Origin of the sequence: Desulfovibrio sp. DV (assembly GCF_001936595.1) — a bacterium.
Taxonomy (GTDB): domain Bacteria; phylum Desulfobacterota; class Desulfovibrionia; order Desulfovibrionales; family Desulfovibrionaceae; genus Solidesulfovibrio.
On sequence record NZ_MLBG01000041.1, the window covers coordinates 1 to 20,137 of the forward strand.

Below are 20,137 nucleotides of genomic sequence, written 5' to 3' on the forward strand. Positions count from 1 at the left end.
TACAGAAGGCGAGTGCACTGCTCTTGGGAAAGGAGCGGGCTGGGCGTCCGCTGCCCGCGACGTTTGGGGATCGGGAGGCGGGAAATGGCCTTCTGCGGGGTTTCGATCCGAGCGGACAACGGCAGGTGCACGTAATCCGCCCCAGGCTTGTGCCCCCAGGTGACGGTCACTGCCTCCCCGTCGAATACCGCACGCTCCAGGACCCAGCCCGAGGCAGCAATGGGAAGAGTCAACAGGGCCTTGATGCCGCGCGAAACGAACTCATGCATCTCGGGAGCCGTTGTCCAGGGCTGCGGGAAGTGTCGCTCTGGATGCGCCAAAAGCTCTTGCTTGCGCTGCTCCTTGTTCACCATGGCGACTCGGGTCGCTTCCATGGCCTTTTTGCCCGCCTGGTGGGCCAGGAAGAGTCTGACTCCGTAGCCGCCAAGCAGCAGTACCGCAGCCAGGCTCCCCAGGGCTGCCAGTTTACGCCGCTGCCCCGGTATGGGCTGCAAAGGCTGCAAGTAGCCGTTGCGGCTTCGCAGGCGGCTGAAGGGGCCGGCGCTGATAAGCGGCGTGAGCCAGAGCAAACTCTCGTCTAGGGTCGCGCATGTAGCTGTTTCCGCGAAATCACTGTCGAGCAGGCCCTTCAAGGATTGAATCCATTCTTCGGCCTCGGGACGGTTCGGGAAGACCTGGTCCCCCATGCCCACAATCAGGGACTGGGATATGGCAAACACCCACCAAAATTCGCCGTCCTTATCCGCAAGGCAAAAAAGGCCCAGAAACGAAGGCGAGGTCACGCGCACCGCCGCCGCCAAGGCGCGAACTCCAAGCCAGTCGCGGACCACGCCGCCGCTGGCGGCAAATCCGTACTGACGTTGACGGTATGCCACCATGTCCAGGGAGTGATCCAACTTCCCAGCCGCCCGCCGCAGGTCGGGGGCGGTCTGCTTGGCGGTGCCCATGAACCATTGGAGACCAACCGCCCAGTGGCGTTTATTGATGACAACGCGGCGCATGGTTATACTTCCGCCGATTCCACTTCGATGGTGATAACCAGCAATGTCCGGCCATAGTTTCCGCTATGAGACGTCTTGGTTATTCCTACGGCGTTGCTGGTATCAGTGGATTCTTTTTCAAATCCGCAGAGGACGAGCGTTTGCCCCATCTTCATCACTGATCGTTGGGATAAGGCTCGTGTGGATGTTTGCGGTAACTCGACAGTCACGTCGGAAGTCGTCAGCTCTTTCATTTCGTCAAGAGACGAAATATTGATGTTGTATTGCAATATTACGCGGCGTTGATCCAGGATGTGGGGGATTACGGTCATGGCAAATCCCGTAGTCACCTCGCCTGGAGTGATTTCCGTGGTCTGGCTGTAATCTGAGGTGGATTTGCCTACACCCGCCAAGTAGGCATGGCGTTCGATGGCCAGGACTGGCACGGGCTGGTTGCTCATCACCAAACCACCGGCGGATGTGACTTGCGTTGCTTTTCCCCACTGGCGCAAAGCCTTGAGCACAGCAGAAGAATCCTTGAGCCGCCCGGAAACGATGGTCGCCGTGGCCGTGTTGATGGTCCCGACCCCGCTTATGCTGCCGGCAGAAAGGGCCACGTCGGAGACGTCGGCGTTTTGGAAAAGCGTCTGGATGTTGAAACCGATCTCGGCGTCATCCGTCACTTTCAGCGACCAGACGCGGACCGTCAGAGCCACTTGTCTGGAAATGCGGGTATTGAGTTCGTCCACGTAGGTGGCAACCCGCCGAACGCTCTCCGGGGTATCGCGGACGGTGATCGTGCCGGCGGCTTGGTTGACGACAACCACACCCTTGGGAGTGAGCAGAGCCTTCACCGCCTTTTCCGTGTCCGCCCACACGTCGAAAGTCAGGGTGGTGCCCGATGTCTGCGATGTCTGCGAACTGGTGTCCTCGCGGGAAACCGGTTGGCTCACCAGCGAGCTGCTGATTCCGGTGGATGCGTTTTCCTTGGATTTGTTCGTGAGCTTGTTTTCGTAGCTCACCTTTCCCGGCGCTCCCAGGATGGTGAAGGTGCGCACAAGCGAGTGGGCAAAGGTGACACTGTTGTTTTTCTCGTCGAAATCCCAACCGTACCCTGATAGCGCGGCCAAATGATCGAGGAGGCCACGCAAGGTGCCCTCATAGGAAACGCTCAGGACCTTGCCCTCGCCAAAGGCGAGTCCGGATAGAGCGAGCCCGTTGTGGCCTCCTCCCCCTCCCCGCAACAAGGCTTCCAGGTCCATATTCACACCCTGCCCTCCCGCTGGCGTGGAAGGAACGGCAGCCTGCGGAACGGTCGGGACATGCCCAGCCTCGGGCTGCGCTGCTTTCTTCGCGTCCTCATCCGCAGCGATCTGTACCGGCAGCGAGGACAGCTCACTTATGGCCGACGCAATGCTGGCCAGGGTGCCCTTGCGTCGCAGCATCACCTGCTTGCTTAAGATCGGATTGGTCGAGGAAAGGAGAGGAGAAATTTTCGCGCCCAGATAGGGGGTCTCCACCACTTCCACGGTGCGCGAACGGCTTTGCTCGCGGAACTTTTCCCCTTGACGTTCGATGGGGTCCACTTGGTGGTTCGTTTTAGCGCAGCCGCCACCAGCGAGTGCTAAAACGAAAAGAAGAAAAATATATTTCGTTTTAAACATCCTAATCCTCCGCAACTTCGAGGACATTGTTGCCCCGGTAGAGCGTGACCCGCAGGGCATGGCCACTCCGGTGCAGCCCCGCGAAAAGCTGTTTGATGGCCGTTTCGAAATCCCCTTCGAAAGCGGCTCGGGCCTCTAACTCGAAATCATGCTGGGCTTTCCAGATCAGCTGATAATGAGCGCGCATCGCCCAGTGCCCGAGTTGTGAATGGAGGCTCCCAGGGGAGATGTTCCAACTGGGCGCGGGAGGAGTCGGCGGCGATGGCGGCGGGCTCGCTGGCGTTTGCGCCGGAGGCACTGCCGAGACCGGACCTGAGTCCTGCGGCTCTGTGGCTGGAGTCGTTGTGTGATCAGGGCCGCAGGGTGTCGGGGACGAGATAGGGGCCGGCCCAGGGAGTGGAGTCGGCTGCTGAGGCGTTGCAGTCGCCGAAGTCGCCGAGACCCCCTGTGTTGCCGCAGGCGAAAAGGCGGCCACTTCAATGAGCCGGGGGACCGGGGATGAAGCCGCAGGGGCCGCAGCAGGCGAGGAACCCGCCGGGACCGGAACGGAGGCCTTCACAGGGGCAGGAGGAGCCTTTACCTGCTTGACCGCAACCGCCGGCTGAATCGTCGCTGGCACCGGCTCGTCCGTCGGGGCCTGGATCGGCGTGAACTTTGTCTGGCGAATTTCAGAAGGCGAATCGGCCCGGGCCGCCACTGGCAACGGCGTGAGCGCGGCCGCAGGCTCATGGGGCTCATGGAGCAGCACCTGCTGCCCGGCGGGAATGATCGCGTCCGGAGCCACACTGTTGAGGCGGCAGAACTCCTCCACGGGAATCCGGTTGCGCTTGGCGATCTTGGCCGCTGAACTTTTGACACGCACTGAAATGCCGCCGCGCTCGCGAGAAGCCACTCCCTTACGTTCGAGCTTGGACGACATTACCGGTGTCGGCCTGGGATTTGTCGCAACCGCAGGGGGCAGATCGCTTAGCGGATGGGGCTTCGGAGCCGAAGCCGAGTCCGAAGGAGCGCTTTCGGGAGGGAAGCTTTCTCCCTTGGTCTGCCGGGGTTCGCCGGTCAATGCGTGCAAAGTCCCGAAGGCAACGCCATCAGAAGTCCGGACGCGCAGATAGCAGGTGGGAGGCGTCTCCTCGCGGATGACATCCAGGGTGTACGCGACACGCACGCCGGAAGCGTCCTGAGCGGCGATGGGAAACCCCTGCTCCCGCAAGGCGGTTTCCAGATCTTGGCCGAAGGTGGATTCCGTTTTGACCAGCGCCAGGGTCGTCCGGGCCGGCGGATAGCGGTGAGCCATCTCCTCGGCGGCCGAGGCGGCCAGGGCCTGGGCGTCGCCGGGGTAATCAGCGCTCACGCCGTCATAGGCCGCCATACCGCCGGTATCGGCGCGAGACCCGCGCATAGCGGCGCAGCCGGGAAGCACGATGAGGATCAGGATAATAAGAAGAAGGAAAGTGCCTCGCATCGCCAACCTCACTTCGCCTTGCGGATGGTGATGCGCTGCTGTTTGCTGCCCACTCCGGAAATGAGCTTCGCCTCGGGAAATACCCCGTCCACCAGCAGAGTCAGGTTCTTCATCCGGAAGTTGGCCAGGGTGTCCTGCCCACCGTTGCGGACCAGGACCACCGGAGCATCGCCGGATTGGACCCCTGGCGGGAGCTTGATGAACATCTGGCGGCCGTCGTCGAACACTTGCAGTGGTTTCCATGGGGCATCGCCGCTGATATCGTACCCAAAGTTCAATTGACTCAGGTCCTTGGTCTGTCCATCGACCTCAGCCGTTTTGAATTCCTTTTCCTTGGCGTTCTGGGCCTCTTTTTCGCGAAGCCGGGCGGTGTTATCGCCGGGGTAGAGAAAAGCCACCTGCGGGGTATGGCCGGTTTGCTGGCTTTTTAAGGTGAGGTGATAGGCGCGGCGATCCGTGGTGACCACCGCGCTGGTAGAGAGTCCCGCGTCCACGGGCTTGATGAGGATGTGCGACGTGTTGCCGGATTTGGCGATTTCCAACATCCAGCGGGCGGAGTCGCCGACGATCACTTCATTGACGGTCTCGCCCGGCTGGAGCTCCACGTCGCAAATCTGGAGCGGTGCGCCGATCACCGTGGGCGAGGAAGCGCCATAGGTGTATATGACTTTCCCATTGGCCTGGATCGGGGCCGGGGCCGTGCCTTCCCAGTCCTTGGCCATTTGGACGGCTTTTTTGTCCCGATTGGAAAGAGGAATATTGGGGCTGATGTACTCCAGAGGCGGAGGGGGAATGTTGGGTTTTGTTCTCGCTCCCTTGTCCCCTTTGGAGTTATCCATGGCCTCCATATTGTAATCCTCGGGTATCCATCCTTTGGGTTTGTCCTCGGCAAAGCTTTCTATGGACAAAGCGATCACGCAAAGGCTCACAATGAAGGGGACAGTCACAACTACAAACAACAGTCGTTTCATTGGGGATTCCTACTTCCGGGAAGAGTTGGGACCGGTAGGCTCCATGACCGTGGAGCTGGACATGGCCGTTACGTACACGCCGCCTGGATTACGAAGCACTTGGGCGTCAGTTGTTGGCGGCTGCAATTGAATGGTCAGGGTCGCCTGATACGTCTCCAAGGAGATTTGGACCCCAGCGTGATTGCGGGTGATTTCATCCCATTCCACACGCCAGGATTCCGCACTGACCTGCGATGGCAGGCTCTTGATGTGGACCTGCACAAGTTTTTCCTTGGCACGCTCGTAGGGATTGTTGGTCTCGAACCACTGCCGCATTTGCCCCTTGGCCGCGCCTGTCACGCAGAAAGACAGCTTTTCGAGGAGGCGCTTTTGAAGGTCGAGGTCGGCCGTGACGGAACGCCAATTGGTGACGAAGTCCGCCAGGGTGGCCTGGATCACGCGGGTCGGCGTCGGTGAGGCTTCTGAGGCGCGGGCAACGGCGGCGATTTGGCCAAGCTTGTCTACCTCGACGATGTACGGGACTATTTTGTATTGGCTGGCCTGGATGACATTGCCGGCGACAGCCACGGCAGCGACAGCAAGACAGCCGATAGCAGCCATGCGCCATTGGCGAGCCCGCTGAATGTAGCTGCCGTAGCGCTCAAGCCACTCTTCGCGGCCGGACACGTAGGGGTCGCCGGCCGGGACGCCCCGACCGAGGGCATCACTTTTGGATTTCGGCTTATGTAGCATTCAGCTATTCTCCCTTGCGTTCTTTCGTGTTTTAATTTTTTCGTTCTTTCTTTTTTTCTTTTTTTGACGCTTATTAGCTTTCCTCTTCGTTGCCGCTTGCCATGTTGCGCATCTTCATTTCCTGCAGCCGCTTGCCGGCATTGGCGTTCATGGAGGTGAAGTGCCCCGCGCGTCTCCGATCAAAGCGGGCATCCATATGCGCCCCCAAGAGGGCCTTTCCGAACTCGCCAACTTTGCCGACTCCCGAGGCACCCGACATGCCGGCGGTCTGTGCGGCTTTCTTCACCGCCTGGCTTGCTCCATAGGAACCAGCTCCCATGCCGATGGCGGTCGCTGCCGCGCCGACCGCGCCACCGGCCAATGCCGCCCCGGCTTGACTCAGGGCTGACCCGCCGCTAACATTTGAGCCGCTTATAACTCCTGCGATGGCGTCAGGGAGACTCTTTACAAGAGCAAAAAGCACGACAGAAACTCCAATAATAATAATTATATCTTCAAAATTTGCTTCAGATACGACCATATCTTGAATGAATTGCAAGCCTAGTCCGAGAACAAGTTGCATAACAAAAAGTTTAAAAGCTACTGATAAAACATAGCGCATAACGTTTATTGCGTACTCTTTTAGAAAACTTGCACCGCCAAGACCAAGTAAAATCATAGCCGCGTTCATCACAATTGCCGCTTCACATTTAATAAGGACGACTTGAGCAGTTATAAGAGCAAAAGCTATCATCACAACTAAAGCGGCAATTACATAGCCAACAGATTCGCCAGGGCTAAAGACACTGAGTTTCTTAAAAATAGTTGCTGCCATTTTATATCCCACCTCAAGCGGCTTATCTATTTGCAAATTACTTGGCCCAAGTTCTCCAGCTACATTCTTCAATCCAGTAATTATATTCCATGACCATTCTTGATAGTAATTGATCACGGCAAGGACAAACCCACAAAACACTAGAGTCATAACAAATTGACCAAGAACTTCTCCCAGCTGATGCCTATTAAGAACGGCCTTGACGCCAAACATTGCTATTGTTAATGTTGTACAAAGCTTGAACAAGCCCAAAGCATACTGTTGAAGAGCTGTTCCCCATGCGTTAGATTTCTCTGTGAAAGCGGAAACAATTTTCCCCACAGTATCAACCGAAACCCCAGATTGCGCGAACGCATCGCAAGCGAACACAACCAGCAAAACAACAACTGCAATGGAGGATATTTTTATGAAACGTTTGACCATAATGATTCTCATTTTTGTTTTAGCCCTCAGTTCTTTCGCCCTTCAAGGCTGTGGTGAATCCGATCAAGCCAAACTCGAAAAGGAGCGAACACTGCTCGAAATCGAGAAACTTAAACGCGAAGCTGAAGAACAGGTCGATCGCAAAAAGGTCCACGATGAATTTCTAAAGACGGACAAAATCAAAGACTACAAGGCTAATGTTCCATTCTAGAAATCAGTTTTTGAGGTAAAGTTTCCAATTTTGTCAGTGGACAATGCTCCCTTCCAGGCCTCGTCCTCTATTTGTTGTTTCTTTTCGTCCTTCATAGTTTTCTGGACGCTGGCCTGAACAGAGACAGAGAGAAGAGATCGGAGCTTTTGAGCTTCCTGGAGTTGCATCGTCGCAAGGTGATTTCCGGCTTCCAGAGCCTTCATTTGTCCATCTGGCGTCGTCAAAAGGTCATTGAGCTGGCTCTCCAGTTCAGTGGCCTTTTGTTCGAGGTCTTGGATTTGCATTCCGGATTCTTGAAAGGCCGCTTGCTGCGAGCGATCCACTTCCTCGGACCACTTTTTGCGCATCTCATCGAAGGTGCCGGCAGCCGATTCCATCGTCTCCCTGGTGGACTTAGCCATGTCCCGAATAGTGCCTGTGCCGGCATACGTGCTGCTAAAAATCTGGCTCAAAGCAGAGGCGTCACCTCTTTGCAGGTTCAATGATTGTGATAGCGACGACAATTTTTGAAATGTACCAAGTATCTTTGTTCTAATTTTATCTGGAAGGCTGACTGTGTTTTTGACCATATTTTCTAACTGATCTATATTGTTCTGGACCAGCTCAATTTGTTGCTCAGTTTGTTTGATCGCTTCTGTGACTTGCTTGTAAACTTGTTGTAGCTTTTCAAGGTTTGTAACTCGTTCTAGAGATTGTGTAAAAGTATCGCTGCAGTTTGTGCAGTGCACAACGTATTGAGCGCTTGACGTACTTGAGAGAACAAAAAATATTAAAAACAGGCAGATAAATATGCTGACCAATAAGTAATTTCTCATGACAGACTCCTTATGCGGCAGAACGCTTTTTGGTTTGTTCTACAACCCATGCCCTAGGCCAGTTGGTGCCGTATTCTTTTTGGAGTTCTTTTATTCTTGAGATATTTTCCTTGTCGCTGATACCTACAAAGGCGAGTTCTGTTCTTTGTAAAGCTAATTGTACAAGCCTTCTTCCGTATGGTGTAACAACGTAGTAATCTCGCTTTGGCGTAGCCGAAGCGATGATTTCAATTTGCTTGTTGTTCAGACCCATCTGTTGATACAATTCAGACTGTACGTCCTGGCGCGCCGTGATGTTCGGCAAAAAGACCTTTGTCTGGCAGGATTCAACCAACACATCCAGTATCCCGGAGTTTTTAGCGTCCGAGAGACTTTGCGTGGCCATCACCACGGCACAGTTGGCCTTGCGCAAGACCTTGAGCCATTCGCGTATTTTGGCGCGGAAGGCGGGATGCCCGAGCATGAGCCAAGCCTCGTCCAGGATCAGCAGGACAGGCTGGCCGGTGAGGGCTTTCTCGATCCGGTGGAAGAGGTAGAGCAGCACAGGGATCAGGTTCTTGTCGCCCAGATTCATGAGATCCTCGATCTCGAAGACCATGAAAGGCGAAAGGCCAAGCTGATCCGTCTCGGCATCGAGCAGGTAGCCCATGGCTCCGGCCCGGGTGTAGTGTTGGAGCCCCTCCTTCAGGCGTTGATCCTGGATCAGGTTCACGAAATCGGTGAGGCTTCGCATATCGACCGGGCTGCTGCGTAGCAGTCTCATGGCCTTGTGGATTTCGTTACGGTCCCGAGGAGTGACCGGGGCTCCCTGCAGTTCCAGGAGGGTGCCCACCCATTCTTCGGCCCAGGCCAGTTCGGCGGGATCGTCTATGTGCTGCAACGGGGCAAACGACAGCGCGTCACTGCCGCCGACATCATAGTGGGTGCCGCCCACGGCTTCGCAGAGGGCAAACATCGACATGCCCTTGTCAAAGGCGAAAACCTGGGCCTGGTCATACCGCCTGAACTGCGCCGCGATCAGCGCCAGCAAAGTGGACTTACCGGCACCGATGGGGCCGAAAATCAAGGTGTGCCCGACATCTCTTACGTGCAGGTTAAACCAAAACGGTGTGGAACCGTCGGTCGTGCACACCATAAGGGCCGGAGAGTCGGCCGGATAAAACGGACATGGGCAATTCCGCTCGCCCGCCCAGATACTGGCAAGGGGAAGCAGATCGGCCAGATTGAGGGTGTTGATGAGGGGTCTACGGAGATTGGCGAACCAGTTACCGGGGTGCGTGCCGAGCCAGGCGTCCAGGGCATTGATGGTTTCGATCCGGCAGCCGAAGCCAAGGGTCAAGATGGCCCGGCGGAGTTCCCTCGCCCAATCCTGCAGGATGACCTGGTCCTCATGGAGTAGCACAATGCAGGAGCTCAAAAAGCCGGCCCCGACATAACCTCCCTGGACTTCACTGAGTGCGTCGCCAGCGTCATTGACCATGTTGGCCGCGTCCATGTTTGGACGCGCATTGGGCAAGTTGAAGTATTTGTCGATGAACCGAAAAACGTTTTGTTCCCATCCCTTCCTGTACGATGTGATCGCTTTTTGAGCGTCCAGCTGATCCAGGCAGATGAACCGGGAAGAAAACCGATACTGGAGCTGCAAGCCGTCCAGGACCGACAGCATGGCCGGCCAGCTTTCCTGGGGCAGGCCGTCAATGCTGATGACCGCGATGTGCTGGTCGCCGATCCGGGGCGTCAAACCGCCGATCAGCTCCTCGCTGCCGAGAAGCGCGTCCAGATACATGGGCGTGGACGGGACCTGGACAGGCTGCTCGATGCCCGTCAGGCATAGCTGGAGATGAGACAAAAGCTCGCTGTAGCGCGCCGAGGAGCCGCTTTCGTCCACTTCGGTATAGTCCGCGAGCCGTTTCAGGTGCAGGACCGCCGAAAGGGCATCCTCGAACTCCAGCAGGGTATTTTGGAAGAGTTCCAGGCTGCGTTCCAAAGCGGTGCTGGAGCCGCCGCCAGTCTTGGCGGCGGCAGTCATCTTTTCAGCGCCGAAGTTTGGCTTGAAACTCAGGATGACGACGGTCTTTGTTCGATAGCAGACGCCGCCGCTGAAAAAGTCACGGCGCTCGTCATCGATGAGCTGCGAGACGGGGTCCGGAAAGTGGCTGTCCTCGGGCCGGGAGTAGGCATGATGGATGCTGCGCACCGCATCCACATGCAGCATCCAGCCGGAGCCAAGGAGTTTCACCGCGTTGTTGAATTGGGCGGAAACAAAGGCCAGCTCGTCGGCGGTACTGGAGGCTGTATCCTGCCCATGCGCGACAAATCCCGCCAGAAACGTCCCGTCTTTGCAAAGCACGATGCCTGGGCCAATGAGGGCCGCATAGGGCAGCAGGTCCGAGACGCCACGGGCGCGTGAGCGAAACTTGCGCAGATTGAGCATCAGTTTTTCCTCCAAATGCTGGCTTTGGCGGGGTAGTAGAGCTGTTGTTTGATATGGCGCATCCAGATCTTGCTCATGATCGGGTCCGCCTTGGCCATTCTCCTGGCCACAAGAAGCCCCCCCCCGTAAAACAGCACTGCCGCAAGCCCTGAAAGCCAGGTCATGCCGCCGACGCCGACAAGCATGGCAAGCAGGCAGATGCACAGCGCAATTTCTCGTTCAGCACCCATCACGTGATTGTGACGGTGCAAGGACTGATGGATAGGGAGCGTTCTCATATTAGATTATCGCGCCACTGAAGGAGAAAACGGATTCGACGATGTTCGTTGCGAAGGCGATGAAAGAAATGCCGAAGACGACGGACAGAAGGAGCTTGAATCCCCCGCTGATGTCTTCCTTATTGAAAATGTAAACCGCGCCACAAATTGCCATGGCAGTAATGGAAATCCACTTTCCGGCCGAACCGGTGATCGTCTGGACGACCTTTTCCAAAGGTGATGAGAATTCCGAAATGCCGCCGGAAGCCAGGGCATTCGAACAAGTCGCCAAAACAACGGCCACAGCCAAAACTACACAAACATCTTTTTTACGCATTACATTATCCTTTGATGTATTCTTGATACCACTTGCCTTCGTTCACGCTCATATTGTTCTTGAAGACGTATTCAAGAAGATATGCATGCCTTGCGCGGTCATAACCATGAACGTAAGCGACTTCCGAAATTTGCCGACCCTCGGGAGTCTTGCGAATGAAGACGATCACGTTAATGGCTCGGCTGATCAGACGATGCATCGGGGAGGTCAGGCGTTCGGCGACCAGGTCTTCCAGGCGGCCGAGGGCGTCTATGGCGCTGTCAGCGTGCAGTGTGGCTATGCCGCCGGGGTGGCCAGTGTTCCAGGCCTTGAGGAGATCAAGCGCTGCGCCGTCACGGACTTCGCCAACGAGGATTCGGTCGGGCCGATAGCGCATGGTGATCTTGGTCAGTCGCTGCATGTCCATGGTGTCCGAAGTCCGGAACATCACCCGGTTAGGACTGGACACCTGGAGTTCGCAGGTGTCCTCCATGGCCACGATCCGATCATCTGGGCACACGCGCGAGAGCGCCTCAATCATGGCGTTAACGAGGGTGGTTTTTCCGGAGCCAGTCCCACCGACGACAAGGATGTTGCACTTGCGCAGGATCGCCTGATGCAAAAAAGCCAGGAGGTTTGGGGCCAGGATGCCCTTCTCGACATAGTTTTCGAGGGTGAAAATTGTGCTGGGCTTTTTGCGGATCGTAAACGATGGCCCGGGGACGATGGGAAAATCAGTTCCTTCGAAGCGGCTCCCGTCGATAGGGAACTCGCCCTCCACCACCGGCTGTTCCCGCGTGATGGTTGTCCCGAGGGCGGAGGCGACGAGAGAAACAACCTGGCGACCCTGTTCAGGTGAAAGGTTGCCCACATGGCGCATGGGCTCCCCGAAGCGTTCCAGCCACAGGAGACCACACGGGTTGAGCATGATCTCCAGGATGTCGGGAGACTGGAGAGCGCCAAGAACCATATCGCCCAGGGCTTGCTCCAGGCTGCGGATCAGGCGGGGATCGCTCATCGCAGTGCCCCCACGACGAAAACCGCCACATTGAGCAGTGCTGAGATGGCCGTGATCGCCGCCAGCCATTTCATATTCCCCTGGCACACGTTCACCGCCGCCAAATGCTTTCTGCATGTCTCCTGGATGACACCGACGCCGGAGGCGGCCTCCGCAGCCACCCGGGCTACTTCCAGGTATTCCTGCGCTTGGTCCGCGAGGAAGGCTGTCAATGCCTCGTTGTGGCGGCTGAGCAGCTTGTCGTATTCGCCTAAAAAAGCGTTGTTAATGGTCACCAGCATGAGCATCGGGTCGTCCTTGCTCATGGTGGTCTCGTGCGCCTGGATCAGCAGGGTCCGAACTTGCTCGATGCTCAGGCCGATGCCATCCGCCATTGCCTGGTCCGGGGCCTCATCGCGGGCTTCTGATTCGGGAGCCATTACGCAGCCCTTCCCAGCAGGAGATTGGCCCTGTCCATGATGGCCACCACGTCATCCCAGTATTTGCTGAGCCGCCGCCGGACCATGATGGGCTGTGAGGAATGAATGGCAGCGTCGAAAGACAAACGCCGGGCTAGGTGGTCGGAGAGGTCTTTGCCGAAGGTAGCCGTGTTGCGGTGAGGCAGTTCGATCACCGAATGGAAGCTGTTGCCGTATTCCTTGAACACTTTGAAGTCGTAGAAGGTCAGGCCGTCCAGAGCGATCTCGCCATCCTTGGGATTGAGCCAGACAGCCAGATGAGCCTGAGGGAAATATTTGGCCAGAGCAGCCAAGCCGTTGACCGTGTCCATAATCCCCTGGCCACCCGTCACCACGGAATGCAGCATGACGGTGTGTCCCTCGGACTGGAGCAGGCTGATGGCCTCGTTTTCGAGGAGGTAGGAGCAAAGGGGGATGAAGCTGGACGCGCCATTGTCAACGACGAGATGGGCGTCCTCGGGCAGCCCCAGGGCGGTTTCCATAAGGCTGTCGAACATGCGCGGATCGACGTTGTTTTCTCGCATGATTGGCAAGACGCTCACGTCAAATTCTTTGTAGCCTGCCAGCGTGTTATTGACGGGGTCGGTATCGATGGCGTTAACCATGCACCCCTTCAGCTTGAGATACTGCACGAGTAGGCTGGCGATGTATGATTTTCCAACGCCGCCTTTTCCTTGCAGTACCATATTAATTATTCCCATTAGTCGTCCCCGGTTATGTTGTTTGATGGTATGGAGAAGATAACAGTCTCATGTCTAACGATAGGTTTTATTTCACTTGTCTCCTTGTCCCGAGACGAAGTTTCTTTTGCAAGGTTGTACTGCTGTCTGTCTGGAAGAGGTTCTGTTTTGGGCATTTCTGGTCGAGAATCACTCCGTTTAGCTTTCAAAATTTTTAAATGAAGAGCCCGTAAAAATGTCCTGTATGTGTAATTGCCCTGGACAATCCCTTTTGCGACGTGTGCCTTGTAAATTGACTCTGCTGAATATTTTTCGTCGAGCCAATGCTCAATAAGCTGCCTATGTATGGTTACATCAATACGAGCAAGGCCCTTGCGCTTTGCGTATTTACGCGGCGTAGTGTCTTCTATTGTTGAATTGATACCCATATAACCACCTGCTAAAGTTCGTTGTTGTCGCTTGTGCGATTTGCAAAAGTGTTTCCGGGGCAGGCAACCGTCCCTGGGAATGCAGATATCGCCAAGTGCCCCGCACGTGGCAAAGCTGAGCTTCGGTCAGTTCCCCTGGCCAGACGCTCAAGGCGGCATTGAGTTGCTCCCAGACTCCATCAGGGACCGGCGGACAGGCGGCGCTCAAGGTGGCTGTCTCGCTTCTTCCTCCTTGGAGTCCAACTGCCTTTGGATCGGTCCTGGCCGAGGCTGATGCGACCGGCGTCGAGACTTTGTCCGATCCGGGAAGGACCGGCTTGGCAGGGGCGGCGTCTTCCCAGCGTCGGTTTTTGAGCCAGGTGGCCAAAAACGGCACGAAGCCTCGAAGCCAGCGCGGGTTGCGGGCTTGGTGTTCCTGGATCAGTCGCAGGATCTTTTCGAGGGGCGGCAGTAGGCCCAGACGCTTGAGCCGCATCCACCAGCGCAGGGCGGCGGTTCGGGCTTCCTGAATTGGCCATGCTGTCCACAGGCGTTCGAATTCGGCCAGGGCGGCAGTCTTCCAGGCGGGGGCGGCATGGGCTTGTCGGCCATCCCCCTGCTGGGGGGTAAGGGGGGTATTCTTCTCTTCTCTCTTAATTACAGGCGCAGCTTTTGCGCCGTCCCCCTCTGCAATTTTTTTATGGCCCAGCATCAACGGTTTTGCCGCGTGGATCGGCTGGGGCTGGCGTCGCGCGAGTTCCGTCTGGACGAGCGGGTGCGGCAGGAGGCGGTAGGTGTTGGTTTCTCCGTCCTTGCCTTGTGTGACGGCAATGAATCCCAGCTTTTCAAGCTGCTGGAGGTAGTTTTGCACTGAGCGGACGCTGACGCCGATCCGGTCGGCCAAATAGCGTTGCGAGGGCCAGCAGCGGTCGCCATTACCGCTCAACTGCACCAGAAGGGCGTAGGTATGGCGCTCTCCCAAGTGTAGGCTTTTATGTTGCACACAATCCGGCACGACCAGACCCCTTTTTTGCAAGTCTTTTCCAGAAAAGTTCATTATTCCTGATCCTTAAGCGAGACAGAAAAAGGCAAAAACTATGACTACACTGTTGACAGTGCTGACCCGGGCGGGGTATGGAATTGCCATTCCGATCCTTAAGAAGGTGGGTGGCAATCCACTCATCTGCTTTTGAAACCCGTTGGCGGCAACCAGCGGGTTTCGCCTTTTTCGGCCTACTGGTTTACGCCAACGGCATCTCCCGTGGACAAGATTGCCCGAGCGGCTGGCTCATCAGGGCCGGGCCACCACACCCGGCCGACCGCTCCGAGGGGAACGGTTTCGCCTTGTTGTTCAAGCGAGAAGATCTCTTGGATGAGGCCGATCTTCTTAGGGGGCCGAACAAAAAGCGCGATCATGCCCGCCGCCTGGGGGTAGCGGGCCGGCACTTTTGCTGTTGATGCGCGGGGACGACTGGCCGGACGACCAGTTGGTAGATCGCGAAATCTCCGGGGAATCCGGTGCTGAGGGTGATGAAGCCGTTTCGAACGAGTTCGATCAGGTGGTTTTGAATTGACCTGACAGACTGGCCAAGCATCGCGGACAAAATTTTTTGTCCTGGCGCACAATGATCCTGGCCAGCCGATTTCGCGATGTGGCACAGCGCTGCGTACACCAGCTTGGCCCCCTGGTTGAGATTGGGGAGGCCCAGGACAAAGGGGGGAACCACTAATCCGTCTCGAATATGCAAATGCGGCATGACACGGCCCTCCTAAAGGTCGTGAACCCTATTGGGTTGATTGCAGAAAATATGACGGAATATGCCGAGCAGTGCGGCGTTGAAAGCTTTTTGAAGCGAGTGTTGCTTTATGTCGTCAAGTGAACGAATGTTGTTTTTTGTGCATATAAAAGACAAAATGTTGTGATAGCTTTCACCGAGACACTTGTCCCAAAATTCTATTAACCCATAAAATGCGAAAATTTGTTTTTCGTTCAACGATTCGCCTGTCTTTGACCGGATGGCGAAGAATGACCACCATATAAAATTATATATGCATACAGTATGACTGTCCTGAATTTCTGTTAAGCTCTCTATCTGAAGCACAGTACAAAGCTGCCGAATAGCGTCTTGCTTTTCGATATTATCTATGTAGCACCAGTAATCGATCCACCCCATAATGCCGTCGATCTTGTCTTTGGCCATGGGTTTCCACTCTTTGTAAGAGAAGATAATTTGTCTTTTGCTTTCGGTTGCCTCGTTTTTATGCGGAAGGAGTGTGGGGTTGCATTTTTCCCGAAGCCTGTTTTCCATGGCGTTAAAGGCTTGGATGTAGCGCACCTTCCAGGTCAGGGCTTTGGCCCCGCTGAATCCCATGGCCACGAGGGTGAAGCCGTCCCGGGTGAGGTTAAAGGCGGGGCGCATCTCGCCCTTGGGATCGAGGTATTCAACGGCCGCAAAATTGCGGGCGTTAAAATCTTCAGGCAGACCTCGAATGAGATTTCGGATAGCCTTCAGAACATCATCGTGCCGCTTTCGGAAATGCTCGGCTAACGTGAGGCTTGAAACCACGGGGGTCCCGTTGACCAGGCACAGGTTTGGGTTCTGAGAGGGCTTGGTCATGCATCCCCCCGGTCGTTGGGCCACAGCGGTTGTGTGAAGCATGGGAATGACAGGGCTTGGTGAGTGGCTTTTCTTGGCGTAAAGAGGTTCATTGGCTTTTTGCGCATCCCTCCCGAGAGGCTGCTCCGCAAGCGCGGAGCAGCCTCTGCAGGGGTGGTGGGGTGGAGGCGGCGGGCAAAACAAAAGCCCGCAAGGTGCTGTGACAGCGCGCTTACGGGCTTTACGAGGGCTGGGATGGGGAAAATCGAGGAATAAAAAAGGGAAAGCGACAAGACCCTGTTTTTGCAGGTCCTTGTCGCCATTGAATTCTTGGCGTCCCCAAGGGGATTTGAACCCCTGTTAGCGGCGTGAGAGGCCGCCGTCCTAGGCCACTAGACGATGGGGACGAAGCGGAAGCTGGTGGGCCGTGCTGGGCTCGAACCAGCGACTCTCTGCTTAAAAGGCAGATACTCTACCGACTGAGTTAACGGCCCACACGGGAGAAAAGTCACTATGCCGGTTGCGCGATTGTGTCAAGTGGATTTCGCCCGGTTGTCGAAAAAGAACTCCCGGTCCCGGAAAACGGCCCTTTCCAAAGCAGCGGCTCCCGACTATATCCCCGCCCCATGGATATCGCCCACCTCTGGCACGCCCTTGGCTGGCCGCTTCTGCGTCTGCTTGGTTCCCTGGCCCTTGGCCTGCTGGTGGCCAACCTGATCGAGGCCCTGAACTGGACCCGGTTCCTGGCCCGTTTTGCCGCGCCCATCATCCGTATCGGCCATCTCAAGGATGTCATCGGCGCGAGCTTTTCCATGGCCTTTTTTTCCGGCGTGGCGGCCAATTCGCTCCTGGCCGAGGCCTACGGCGCAGGAAGGCTTACCGATCGCGAACTGATCCTGGCCAACCTGTTTAACAGCCTGCCCACCTACTTCCTGCATCTGCCGCAGATGTTTTTTATCACCGTGCCCTTTATCGGGGCCCGGGCCGCGGCCACCTACGTGGGCCTGACCTTGCTGGCTGCCGTGGCCCGCAGCGCCGCCATCCTGGTCTATGGCCGCCTTGTCCTGCCGCCCCTGGCCGACGGCTGCGTGGTCTGCCATCTCACCGATGACTCCTTTTCCTGGAAAAAGGCCCTCGCCAAAGCCTGGAAGCGGTTTTTGCGCCGGCTGCGCTCCATGGTCCTTTTCACCGTGCCCATCTATATCCTCTTTCACTATCTCACGGTCTGGGGCGTCTTTGACGCCGTGGAGCGCTGGCTGGCCGCCCACCTCGGCTTTCTCTCCTGGATGACGCCCCAGGCGGTCAGCATCGTCATGTTCCAGATGGCGGCCGAGACCTCGGCCGGGCTGGCTGCGGCCGGGGCCATGCTCGGGGCCGGCGACCTCGAACCCCGGCAGGTGGTGTTGGCGCTGCTTGTCGGCAACATCCTGTCCACCCCCATGCGGGCCTTTCGCCACCAGTTCCCCTACTATGCCGGCATCTTCAAGCCGGCCGTGGCTGTCCGGCTGATCGTCCACAACCAGGCCTTCCGCGCCGCCAGCCTGATCCTGGTCCTGGTGGCCTACGCAGTCCTCGGCTGAGCCCGGGGCCGAGCCGGCGCACCAGGACAGCCGGGAGACGGCGGTGTTGGCGCGGCCGCCGGGTCCTGGCCGCCTGGGGAATGCGCCGGGGCGGGCCTACTGCACCCGGCGGTATTCGACGTAGCCGGCCCGGGGATTGTCGCCGCCGGGCGAGAGATAATAAAACACCATGGCGTCGGGCCCTTCGAGCCTGCCCAGGCGCAGGGCGTCGTTGTGGCCGACGAAGTAGAAATCGTCGCCGTTTTTGTCGATGACGCCGGAAAAGGTGTCCTTGCCGCTGACCTTGCCCGACCAGTTCACTTCACCGTGAAAGACCCGGCCTTGCTGTTCCTTGATGACCAGGGTGGCTTTTTCGCCCTGGCCGGTGGTGAAGCCGTTTTTCTGGCTGTGCATGTGAAAGGCGGTGGCCGCCCAGGTGCCGGTCAGCTGGGGGATGCGCGCATCCTGGGCGCGGGCCGGGCCGGACAGGCCCAAAAGAAGGGCGGCCAGGGACACGAGGACGAGAGGCAGGCGCATGGCAGACTCCTTGGGTTGGGGTCGTGGGTGGCGGCCTTTTGCCGCATTGCCACACTACCCGGACGCCTCCAAAATGCAACGCCGGCCTGAAGAGGGGTTGGCGTATTTTTTTTGCCGCAACTCCGGGGCCGGGAGCGCTCCGGCCGGCAGGACCGGCCGGAGCGCATTGGGCCTGGTGGCTGGCGCCCTCCCGGGGCGCGCGTTATTGGTCCAGGAGCAGCGGCAGCAACTGCGTCGACGAGGCATTGGCTTCCAATGCCGCTGGAATGTACACCCTGGGCTTGGACAGACCCGTGCCGCAACCGGTGACGATGGGTGTTCCACCGGCCAGGACCCGGCTGAGAATGGTTCCCACGCTGTCGTTTGGCCGGTTCTGGCGCAGGATGGCCCAGGTCCCGGCCACGTGGGGCGTGGCCATGGAGGTGCCGTCCCAGGAGGCGTAGCTGGTATCCGAGGCGCCGGTCGAAGAATAGATGCCGGACCCGGGGGCAAAGAGGGTTTGCAGGTTGGGGTTCCAGTTGTTGAAGTAGCTTTCTCCATCGCCTGAGGTGGAAGCACCGACGGCGATGGCGGTGGAGATGCAGGCCGGGGAGCTGATGTAGGAGCAGTAGCCGTCGTTGCCGGTGGCGATGGTGGTGGCAATATTGACCGAGCGCAGCAGGTCGACGCCGGCCTTTTGGGAGGCGCTGTCGCAGGGGGTGCTGTAGGCGCCTCCGCCAAGGCTCATGCTGGCGGCGGCGATGCTGGTCGAGCCCCGCAGGGAGTAGACGTAGTTGAGGCCGGCCAGCTGGTCGCTGGGGTAGGAGCCGATCCAGGGGGTCGTGTCCGGGATGATGGAAAAAACCTGGACGGCGATGAGATTGGCGTTTTTGGCCACCCCGGCCACGGTGCCGTCGGCCTTGTTGCCCGTGGCGATGCCGGCGCAGTGGGTGCCGTGGTCGTAGCCCGTGTAGGTATTGGCGTAGTGGACGGCGCTGCCCGGGCCATAGGCGGTTTTCGTCCCGCCGGGGCAGTTGGAATTGGCGGAAAAACAGGCTTCGACGATGGTCTTGCCGGCAAAGAATTCATGGGTGCGCCGGATGCCGGTATCCAGGATGGCCACGGTCCAGCCGGCCCCGGTGTAGCCCCGGGACCAGGCGGTGTCGGCACCGATCTTGGGCGGCCCCCAGTTGAGATTGCCCGAAGTGGGGAGCTGGGGCGGGGCGGTGGAGGCTGCGCCGGATTCGCCCTTGGCGCCGCTTCCGGAGGGCACGGGCAGGGGCAGCGGGATGGGAGCGTCGACCTCGATGGAGGTCACTCCGGGCTCAGCCTGCAGAGCTTCCAGGGCCTTGGCATTGACGGCGACGGCCACAAAGGGAAGGGCCGAATAGGTCCGATAGACCGTGTAAGCGGACTTGGGCAACGAGGCCAGCACGGCGTTGACGCTGCTGGCGATGGCGGCTTCCAGGGCGGCGTCGGCCGCTTTGGAAGCTGCTCGGTTTTTGGGGGCCTCATCTGGCGTCACCACTTTGTATTGGGCTGACCGGGCGGCCAGGGCGTCGTAGTCTGCAACGGTCAGGCCCACGATGACACGGGCCAGCCCGGTGTCGGTCATGGCGGCGGCAGGCAGGGCGTCCCAGGCCGGGCCTTTGCCTCCGGCCCAGGCCGGAGCAATGGAGAAAAGACACAGTACAAGAAGCAGGCCGAATCCGATATTGGTGCGATTGCTGATCATGGTCTGTCCCTTTCTGATGTATTTTCTCTGTCAATTCACTCGGGGTGGCTTGGAGGCAGGCTGGCGATGAAGACGAGTCTTGCGCGGG

Annotated in this window: 20 protein-coding genes, 2 tRNA genes and 1 other RNA gene; 2 read left to right on the forward strand and 21 right to left on the reverse strand. The window is 57.7% G+C overall.

Annotation, left to right across the window (positions count from 1 at the left end; genetic code table 11):
• The 6 genes from pilO2 to trbL form a co-directional block, all read right to left on the reverse strand.
• On the reverse strand, positions 1 to 1,001 hold a 1,001-nt coding region (pilO2, locus tag DVDV_RS10745), incomplete at its 3' end, for a type 4b pilus protein PilO2 (RefSeq protein ID WP_075354671.1).
• Between the two features lie 2 nt (positions 1,002 to 1,003).
• The gene (locus tag DVDV_RS10750; RefSeq protein ID WP_083634747.1) at positions 1,004 to 2,644 is read right to left on the reverse strand and encodes a pilus assembly protein; all 1,641 of its coding nucleotides are present in this window, start codon (positions 2,642 to 2,644) and stop codon (positions 1,004 to 1,006) included.
• A 1-nt stretch (position 2,645) separates the two neighbouring features.
• Positions 2,646 to 4,106, reverse strand: coding sequence for a toxin co-regulated pilus biosynthesis Q family protein (locus DVDV_RS10755; protein WP_139311591.1), 1,461 nt, complete (start codon positions 4,104 to 4,106; stop codon positions 2,646 to 2,648).
• Positions 4,107 to 4,114: 8 nt separating this feature from the next.
• Positions 4,115 to 5,077, reverse strand: coding sequence for a P-type conjugative transfer protein TrbG (gene trbG / locus DVDV_RS10760; RefSeq protein WP_075354673.1), 963 nt, complete (start codon positions 5,075 to 5,077; stop codon positions 4,115 to 4,117).
• Positions 5,078 to 5,086: 9 nt separating this feature from the next.
• Positions 5,087 to 5,809, reverse strand: coding sequence for a type IV secretion system protein (locus tag DVDV_RS10765; RefSeq protein ID WP_047960331.1), 723 nt, complete (start codon positions 5,807 to 5,809; stop codon positions 5,087 to 5,089).
• A 73-nt stretch (positions 5,810 to 5,882) separates the two neighbouring features.
• On the reverse strand, positions 5,883 to 7,046 hold the full coding sequence (gene trbL, locus DVDV_RS10770; protein ID WP_075354674.1) for a P-type conjugative transfer protein TrbL: 1,164 nt from the start codon (positions 7,044 to 7,046) through the stop codon (positions 5,883 to 5,885).
• On the opposite strand from trbL, the gene DVDV_RS22270 reads away from it, so the two are divergent.
• The gene (locus tag DVDV_RS22270; protein WP_139311592.1) at positions 7,030 to 7,257 is read left to right on the forward strand and encodes a hypothetical protein; all 228 of its coding nucleotides are present in this window, start codon (positions 7,030 to 7,032) and stop codon (positions 7,255 to 7,257) included. The genes trbL and DVDV_RS22270 overlap by 17 nt on opposite strands.
• On the opposite strand, the gene trbJ is transcribed toward DVDV_RS22270, so the two are convergent.
• The 13 genes from trbJ to DVDV_RS10840 form a co-directional block, all read right to left on the reverse strand.
• On the reverse strand, positions 7,254 to 8,072 hold the full coding sequence (gene trbJ, locus DVDV_RS10780) for a P-type conjugative transfer protein TrbJ (RefSeq protein WP_075354675.1): 819 nt from the start codon (positions 8,070 to 8,072) through the stop codon (positions 7,254 to 7,256). The two genes, DVDV_RS22270 and trbJ, sit on opposite strands and share 4 nt — an antisense overlap.
• Before the next feature lie 10 nt (positions 8,073 to 8,082).
• A complete protein-coding gene (locus DVDV_RS10785) occupies positions 8,083 to 10,506 on the reverse strand; it encodes a conjugal transfer protein TrbE (RefSeq protein ID WP_075354676.1) in 2,424 nt (807 codons plus the stop codon).
• A complete protein-coding gene (gene trbD / locus DVDV_RS10790) occupies positions 10,506 to 10,784 on the reverse strand; it encodes a conjugal transfer protein TrbD (RefSeq protein ID WP_075354677.1) in 279 nt (92 codons plus the stop codon). Before trbD ends, DVDV_RS10785 begins: the two co-directional genes overlap by 1 nt.
• Position 10,785: 1 nt before the next feature.
• Positions 10,786 to 11,100, reverse strand: coding sequence for a TrbC/VirB2 family protein (locus DVDV_RS10795; RefSeq protein ID WP_075354678.1), 315 nt, complete (start codon positions 11,098 to 11,100; stop codon positions 10,786 to 10,788).
• 4 nt (positions 11,101 to 11,104) lie between these two features.
• Positions 11,105 to 12,097 (reverse strand): P-type conjugative transfer ATPase TrbB, encoded by a 993-nt coding sequence (gene trbB, locus DVDV_RS10800; RefSeq protein WP_075354679.1) that lies wholly within the window; start codon positions 12,095 to 12,097, stop codon positions 11,105 to 11,107.
• Positions 12,094 to 12,516: a hypothetical protein gene (locus tag DVDV_RS10805; protein ID WP_047960332.1), complete on the reverse strand. Its 423-nt coding sequence runs from the start codon at positions 12,514 to 12,516 to the stop codon at positions 12,094 to 12,096. The genes trbB and DVDV_RS10805 overlap by 4 nt, the downstream gene beginning before the upstream one ends.
• Positions 12,516 to 13,256: a conjugal transfer protein TraL gene (locus DVDV_RS10810; RefSeq protein WP_075354680.1), complete on the reverse strand. Its 741-nt coding sequence runs from the start codon at positions 13,254 to 13,256 to the stop codon at positions 12,516 to 12,518. The genes DVDV_RS10805 and DVDV_RS10810 overlap by 1 nt, the downstream gene beginning before the upstream one ends.
• Before the next feature lie 366 nt (positions 13,257 to 13,622).
• The gene (locus DVDV_RS10815) at positions 13,623 to 14,699 is read right to left on the reverse strand and encodes a helix-turn-helix domain-containing protein (protein ID WP_075354681.1); all 1,077 of its coding nucleotides are present in this window, start codon (positions 14,697 to 14,699) and stop codon (positions 13,623 to 13,625) included.
• Positions 14,700 to 14,919: 220 nt separating this feature from the next.
• Positions 14,920 to 14,987, reverse strand: an RNA gene (locus tag DVDV_RS10820) — hammerhead ribozyme type II.
• A gap of 67 nt (positions 14,988 to 15,054) precedes the next feature.
• The gene (locus DVDV_RS10825; protein WP_075354682.1) at positions 15,055 to 15,399 is read right to left on the reverse strand and encodes a helix-turn-helix domain-containing protein; all 345 of its coding nucleotides are present in this window, start codon (positions 15,397 to 15,399) and stop codon (positions 15,055 to 15,057) included.
• A gap of 12 nt (positions 15,400 to 15,411) precedes the next feature.
• Positions 15,412 to 16,260: a Rha family transcriptional regulator gene (locus DVDV_RS10830; RefSeq protein WP_075354683.1), complete on the reverse strand. Its 849-nt coding sequence runs from the start codon at positions 16,258 to 16,260 to the stop codon at positions 15,412 to 15,414.
• A gap of 310 nt (positions 16,261 to 16,570) precedes the next feature.
• Positions 16,571 to 16,646: transfer RNA gene (locus DVDV_RS10835), tRNA-Glu, on the reverse strand.
• An 11-nt stretch (positions 16,647 to 16,657) separates the two neighbouring features.
• A tRNA-Lys gene (locus tag DVDV_RS10840) sits at positions 16,658 to 16,733 on the reverse strand.
• A gap of 132 nt (positions 16,734 to 16,865) precedes the next feature.
• Here DVDV_RS10840 and DVDV_RS10845 point away from each other — a divergent pair.
• The gene (locus DVDV_RS10845; protein WP_075354684.1) at positions 16,866 to 17,819 is read left to right on the forward strand and encodes a hypothetical protein; all 954 of its coding nucleotides are present in this window, start codon (positions 16,866 to 16,868) and stop codon (positions 17,817 to 17,819) included.
• Positions 17,820 to 17,915: 96 nt separating this feature from the next.
• Here DVDV_RS10845 and DVDV_RS10850 read toward each other — a convergent pair whose 3' ends face one another.
• Together DVDV_RS10850 and DVDV_RS10855 are read right to left on the reverse strand one after the other, a co-directional pair.
• Entirely contained in the window at positions 17,916 to 18,335 is a 420-nt protein-coding gene (locus DVDV_RS10850) for a hypothetical protein (RefSeq protein ID WP_075354685.1), read from the reverse strand.
• Positions 18,336 to 18,537: 202 nt separating this feature from the next.
• Positions 18,538 to 20,049, reverse strand: a complete 1,512-nt coding sequence (locus DVDV_RS10855) for a S8 family serine peptidase (protein WP_075354686.1) — start codon at positions 20,047 to 20,049, stop codon at positions 18,538 to 18,540.
• Between the last annotated feature and the right edge of the window lie 88 nt (positions 20,050 to 20,137).

Excerpts from the sequence above, each read along its gene's own strand:
- DVDV_RS10765 (WP_047960331.1), bottom strand. The coding sequence starts at position 5,809 with ATGCTACATAAGCCGAAATCCAAAAGTGATGCCCTCGGTCGGGGCGTC.
- trbD (WP_075354677.1), bottom strand. The coding sequence starts at position 10,784 with ATGAGAACGCTCCCTATCCATCAGTCCTTGCACCGTCACAATCACGTG.
- trbG (WP_075354673.1), bottom strand. The coding sequence starts at position 5,077 with ATGAAACGACTGTTGTTTGTAGTTGTGACTGTCCCCTTCATTGTGAGC.
- DVDV_RS22270 (WP_139311592.1), top strand. The coding sequence starts at position 7,030 with ATGAAACGTTTGACCATAATGATTCTCATTTTTGTTTTAGCCCTCAGT.
- trbL (WP_075354674.1), bottom strand. The coding sequence starts at position 7,046 with ATGGTCAAACGTTTCATAAAAATATCCTCCATTGCAGTTGTTGTTTTG.
- DVDV_RS10755 (WP_139311591.1), bottom strand. The coding sequence starts at position 4,106 with ATGCGAGGCACTTTCCTTCTTCTTATTATCCTGATCCTCATCGTGCTT.
- trbJ (WP_075354675.1), bottom strand. The coding sequence starts at position 8,072 with ATGAGAAATTACTTATTGGTCAGCATATTTATCTGCCTGTTTTTAATA.
- DVDV_RS10785 (WP_075354676.1), bottom strand. The coding sequence starts at position 10,506 with ATGCTCAATCTGCGCAAGTTTCGCTCACGCGCCCGTGGCGTCTCGGAC.
- DVDV_RS10815 (WP_075354681.1), bottom strand. The coding sequence starts at position 14,699 with ATGAACTTTTCTGGAAAAGACTTGCAAAAAAGGGGTCTGGTCGTGCCG.
- DVDV_RS10810 (WP_075354680.1), bottom strand. The coding sequence starts at position 13,256 with ATGGGAATAATTAATATGGTACTGCAAGGAAAAGGCGGCGTTGGAAAA.
- DVDV_RS10805 (WP_047960332.1), bottom strand. The coding sequence starts at position 12,516 with ATGGCTCCCGAATCAGAAGCCCGCGATGAGGCCCCGGACCAGGCAATG.
- DVDV_RS10850 (WP_075354685.1), bottom strand. The coding sequence starts at position 18,335 with ATGCGCCTGCCTCTCGTCCTCGTGTCCCTGGCCGCCCTTCTTTTGGGC.
- DVDV_RS10750 (WP_083634747.1), bottom strand. The coding sequence starts at position 2,644 with ATGTTTAAAACGAAATATATTTTTCTTCTTTTCGTTTTAGCACTCGCT.
- DVDV_RS10825 (WP_075354682.1), bottom strand. The coding sequence starts at position 15,399 with ATGCCGCATTTGCATATTCGAGACGGATTAGTGGTTCCCCCCTTTGTC.
- DVDV_RS10795 (WP_075354678.1), bottom strand. The coding sequence starts at position 11,100 with ATGCGTAAAAAAGATGTTTGTGTAGTTTTGGCTGTGGCCGTTGTTTTG.
- DVDV_RS10855 (WP_075354686.1), bottom strand. The coding sequence starts at position 20,049 with ATGATCAGCAATCGCACCAATATCGGATTCGGCCTGCTTCTTGTACTG.
- DVDV_RS10830 (WP_075354683.1), bottom strand. The coding sequence starts at position 16,260 with ATGACCAAGCCCTCTCAGAACCCAAACCTGTGCCTGGTCAACGGGACC.
- DVDV_RS10845 (WP_075354684.1), top strand. The coding sequence starts at position 16,866 with ATGGATATCGCCCACCTCTGGCACGCCCTTGGCTGGCCGCTTCTGCGT.
- trbB (WP_075354679.1), bottom strand. The coding sequence starts at position 12,097 with ATGAGCGATCCCCGCCTGATCCGCAGCCTGGAGCAAGCCCTGGGCGAT.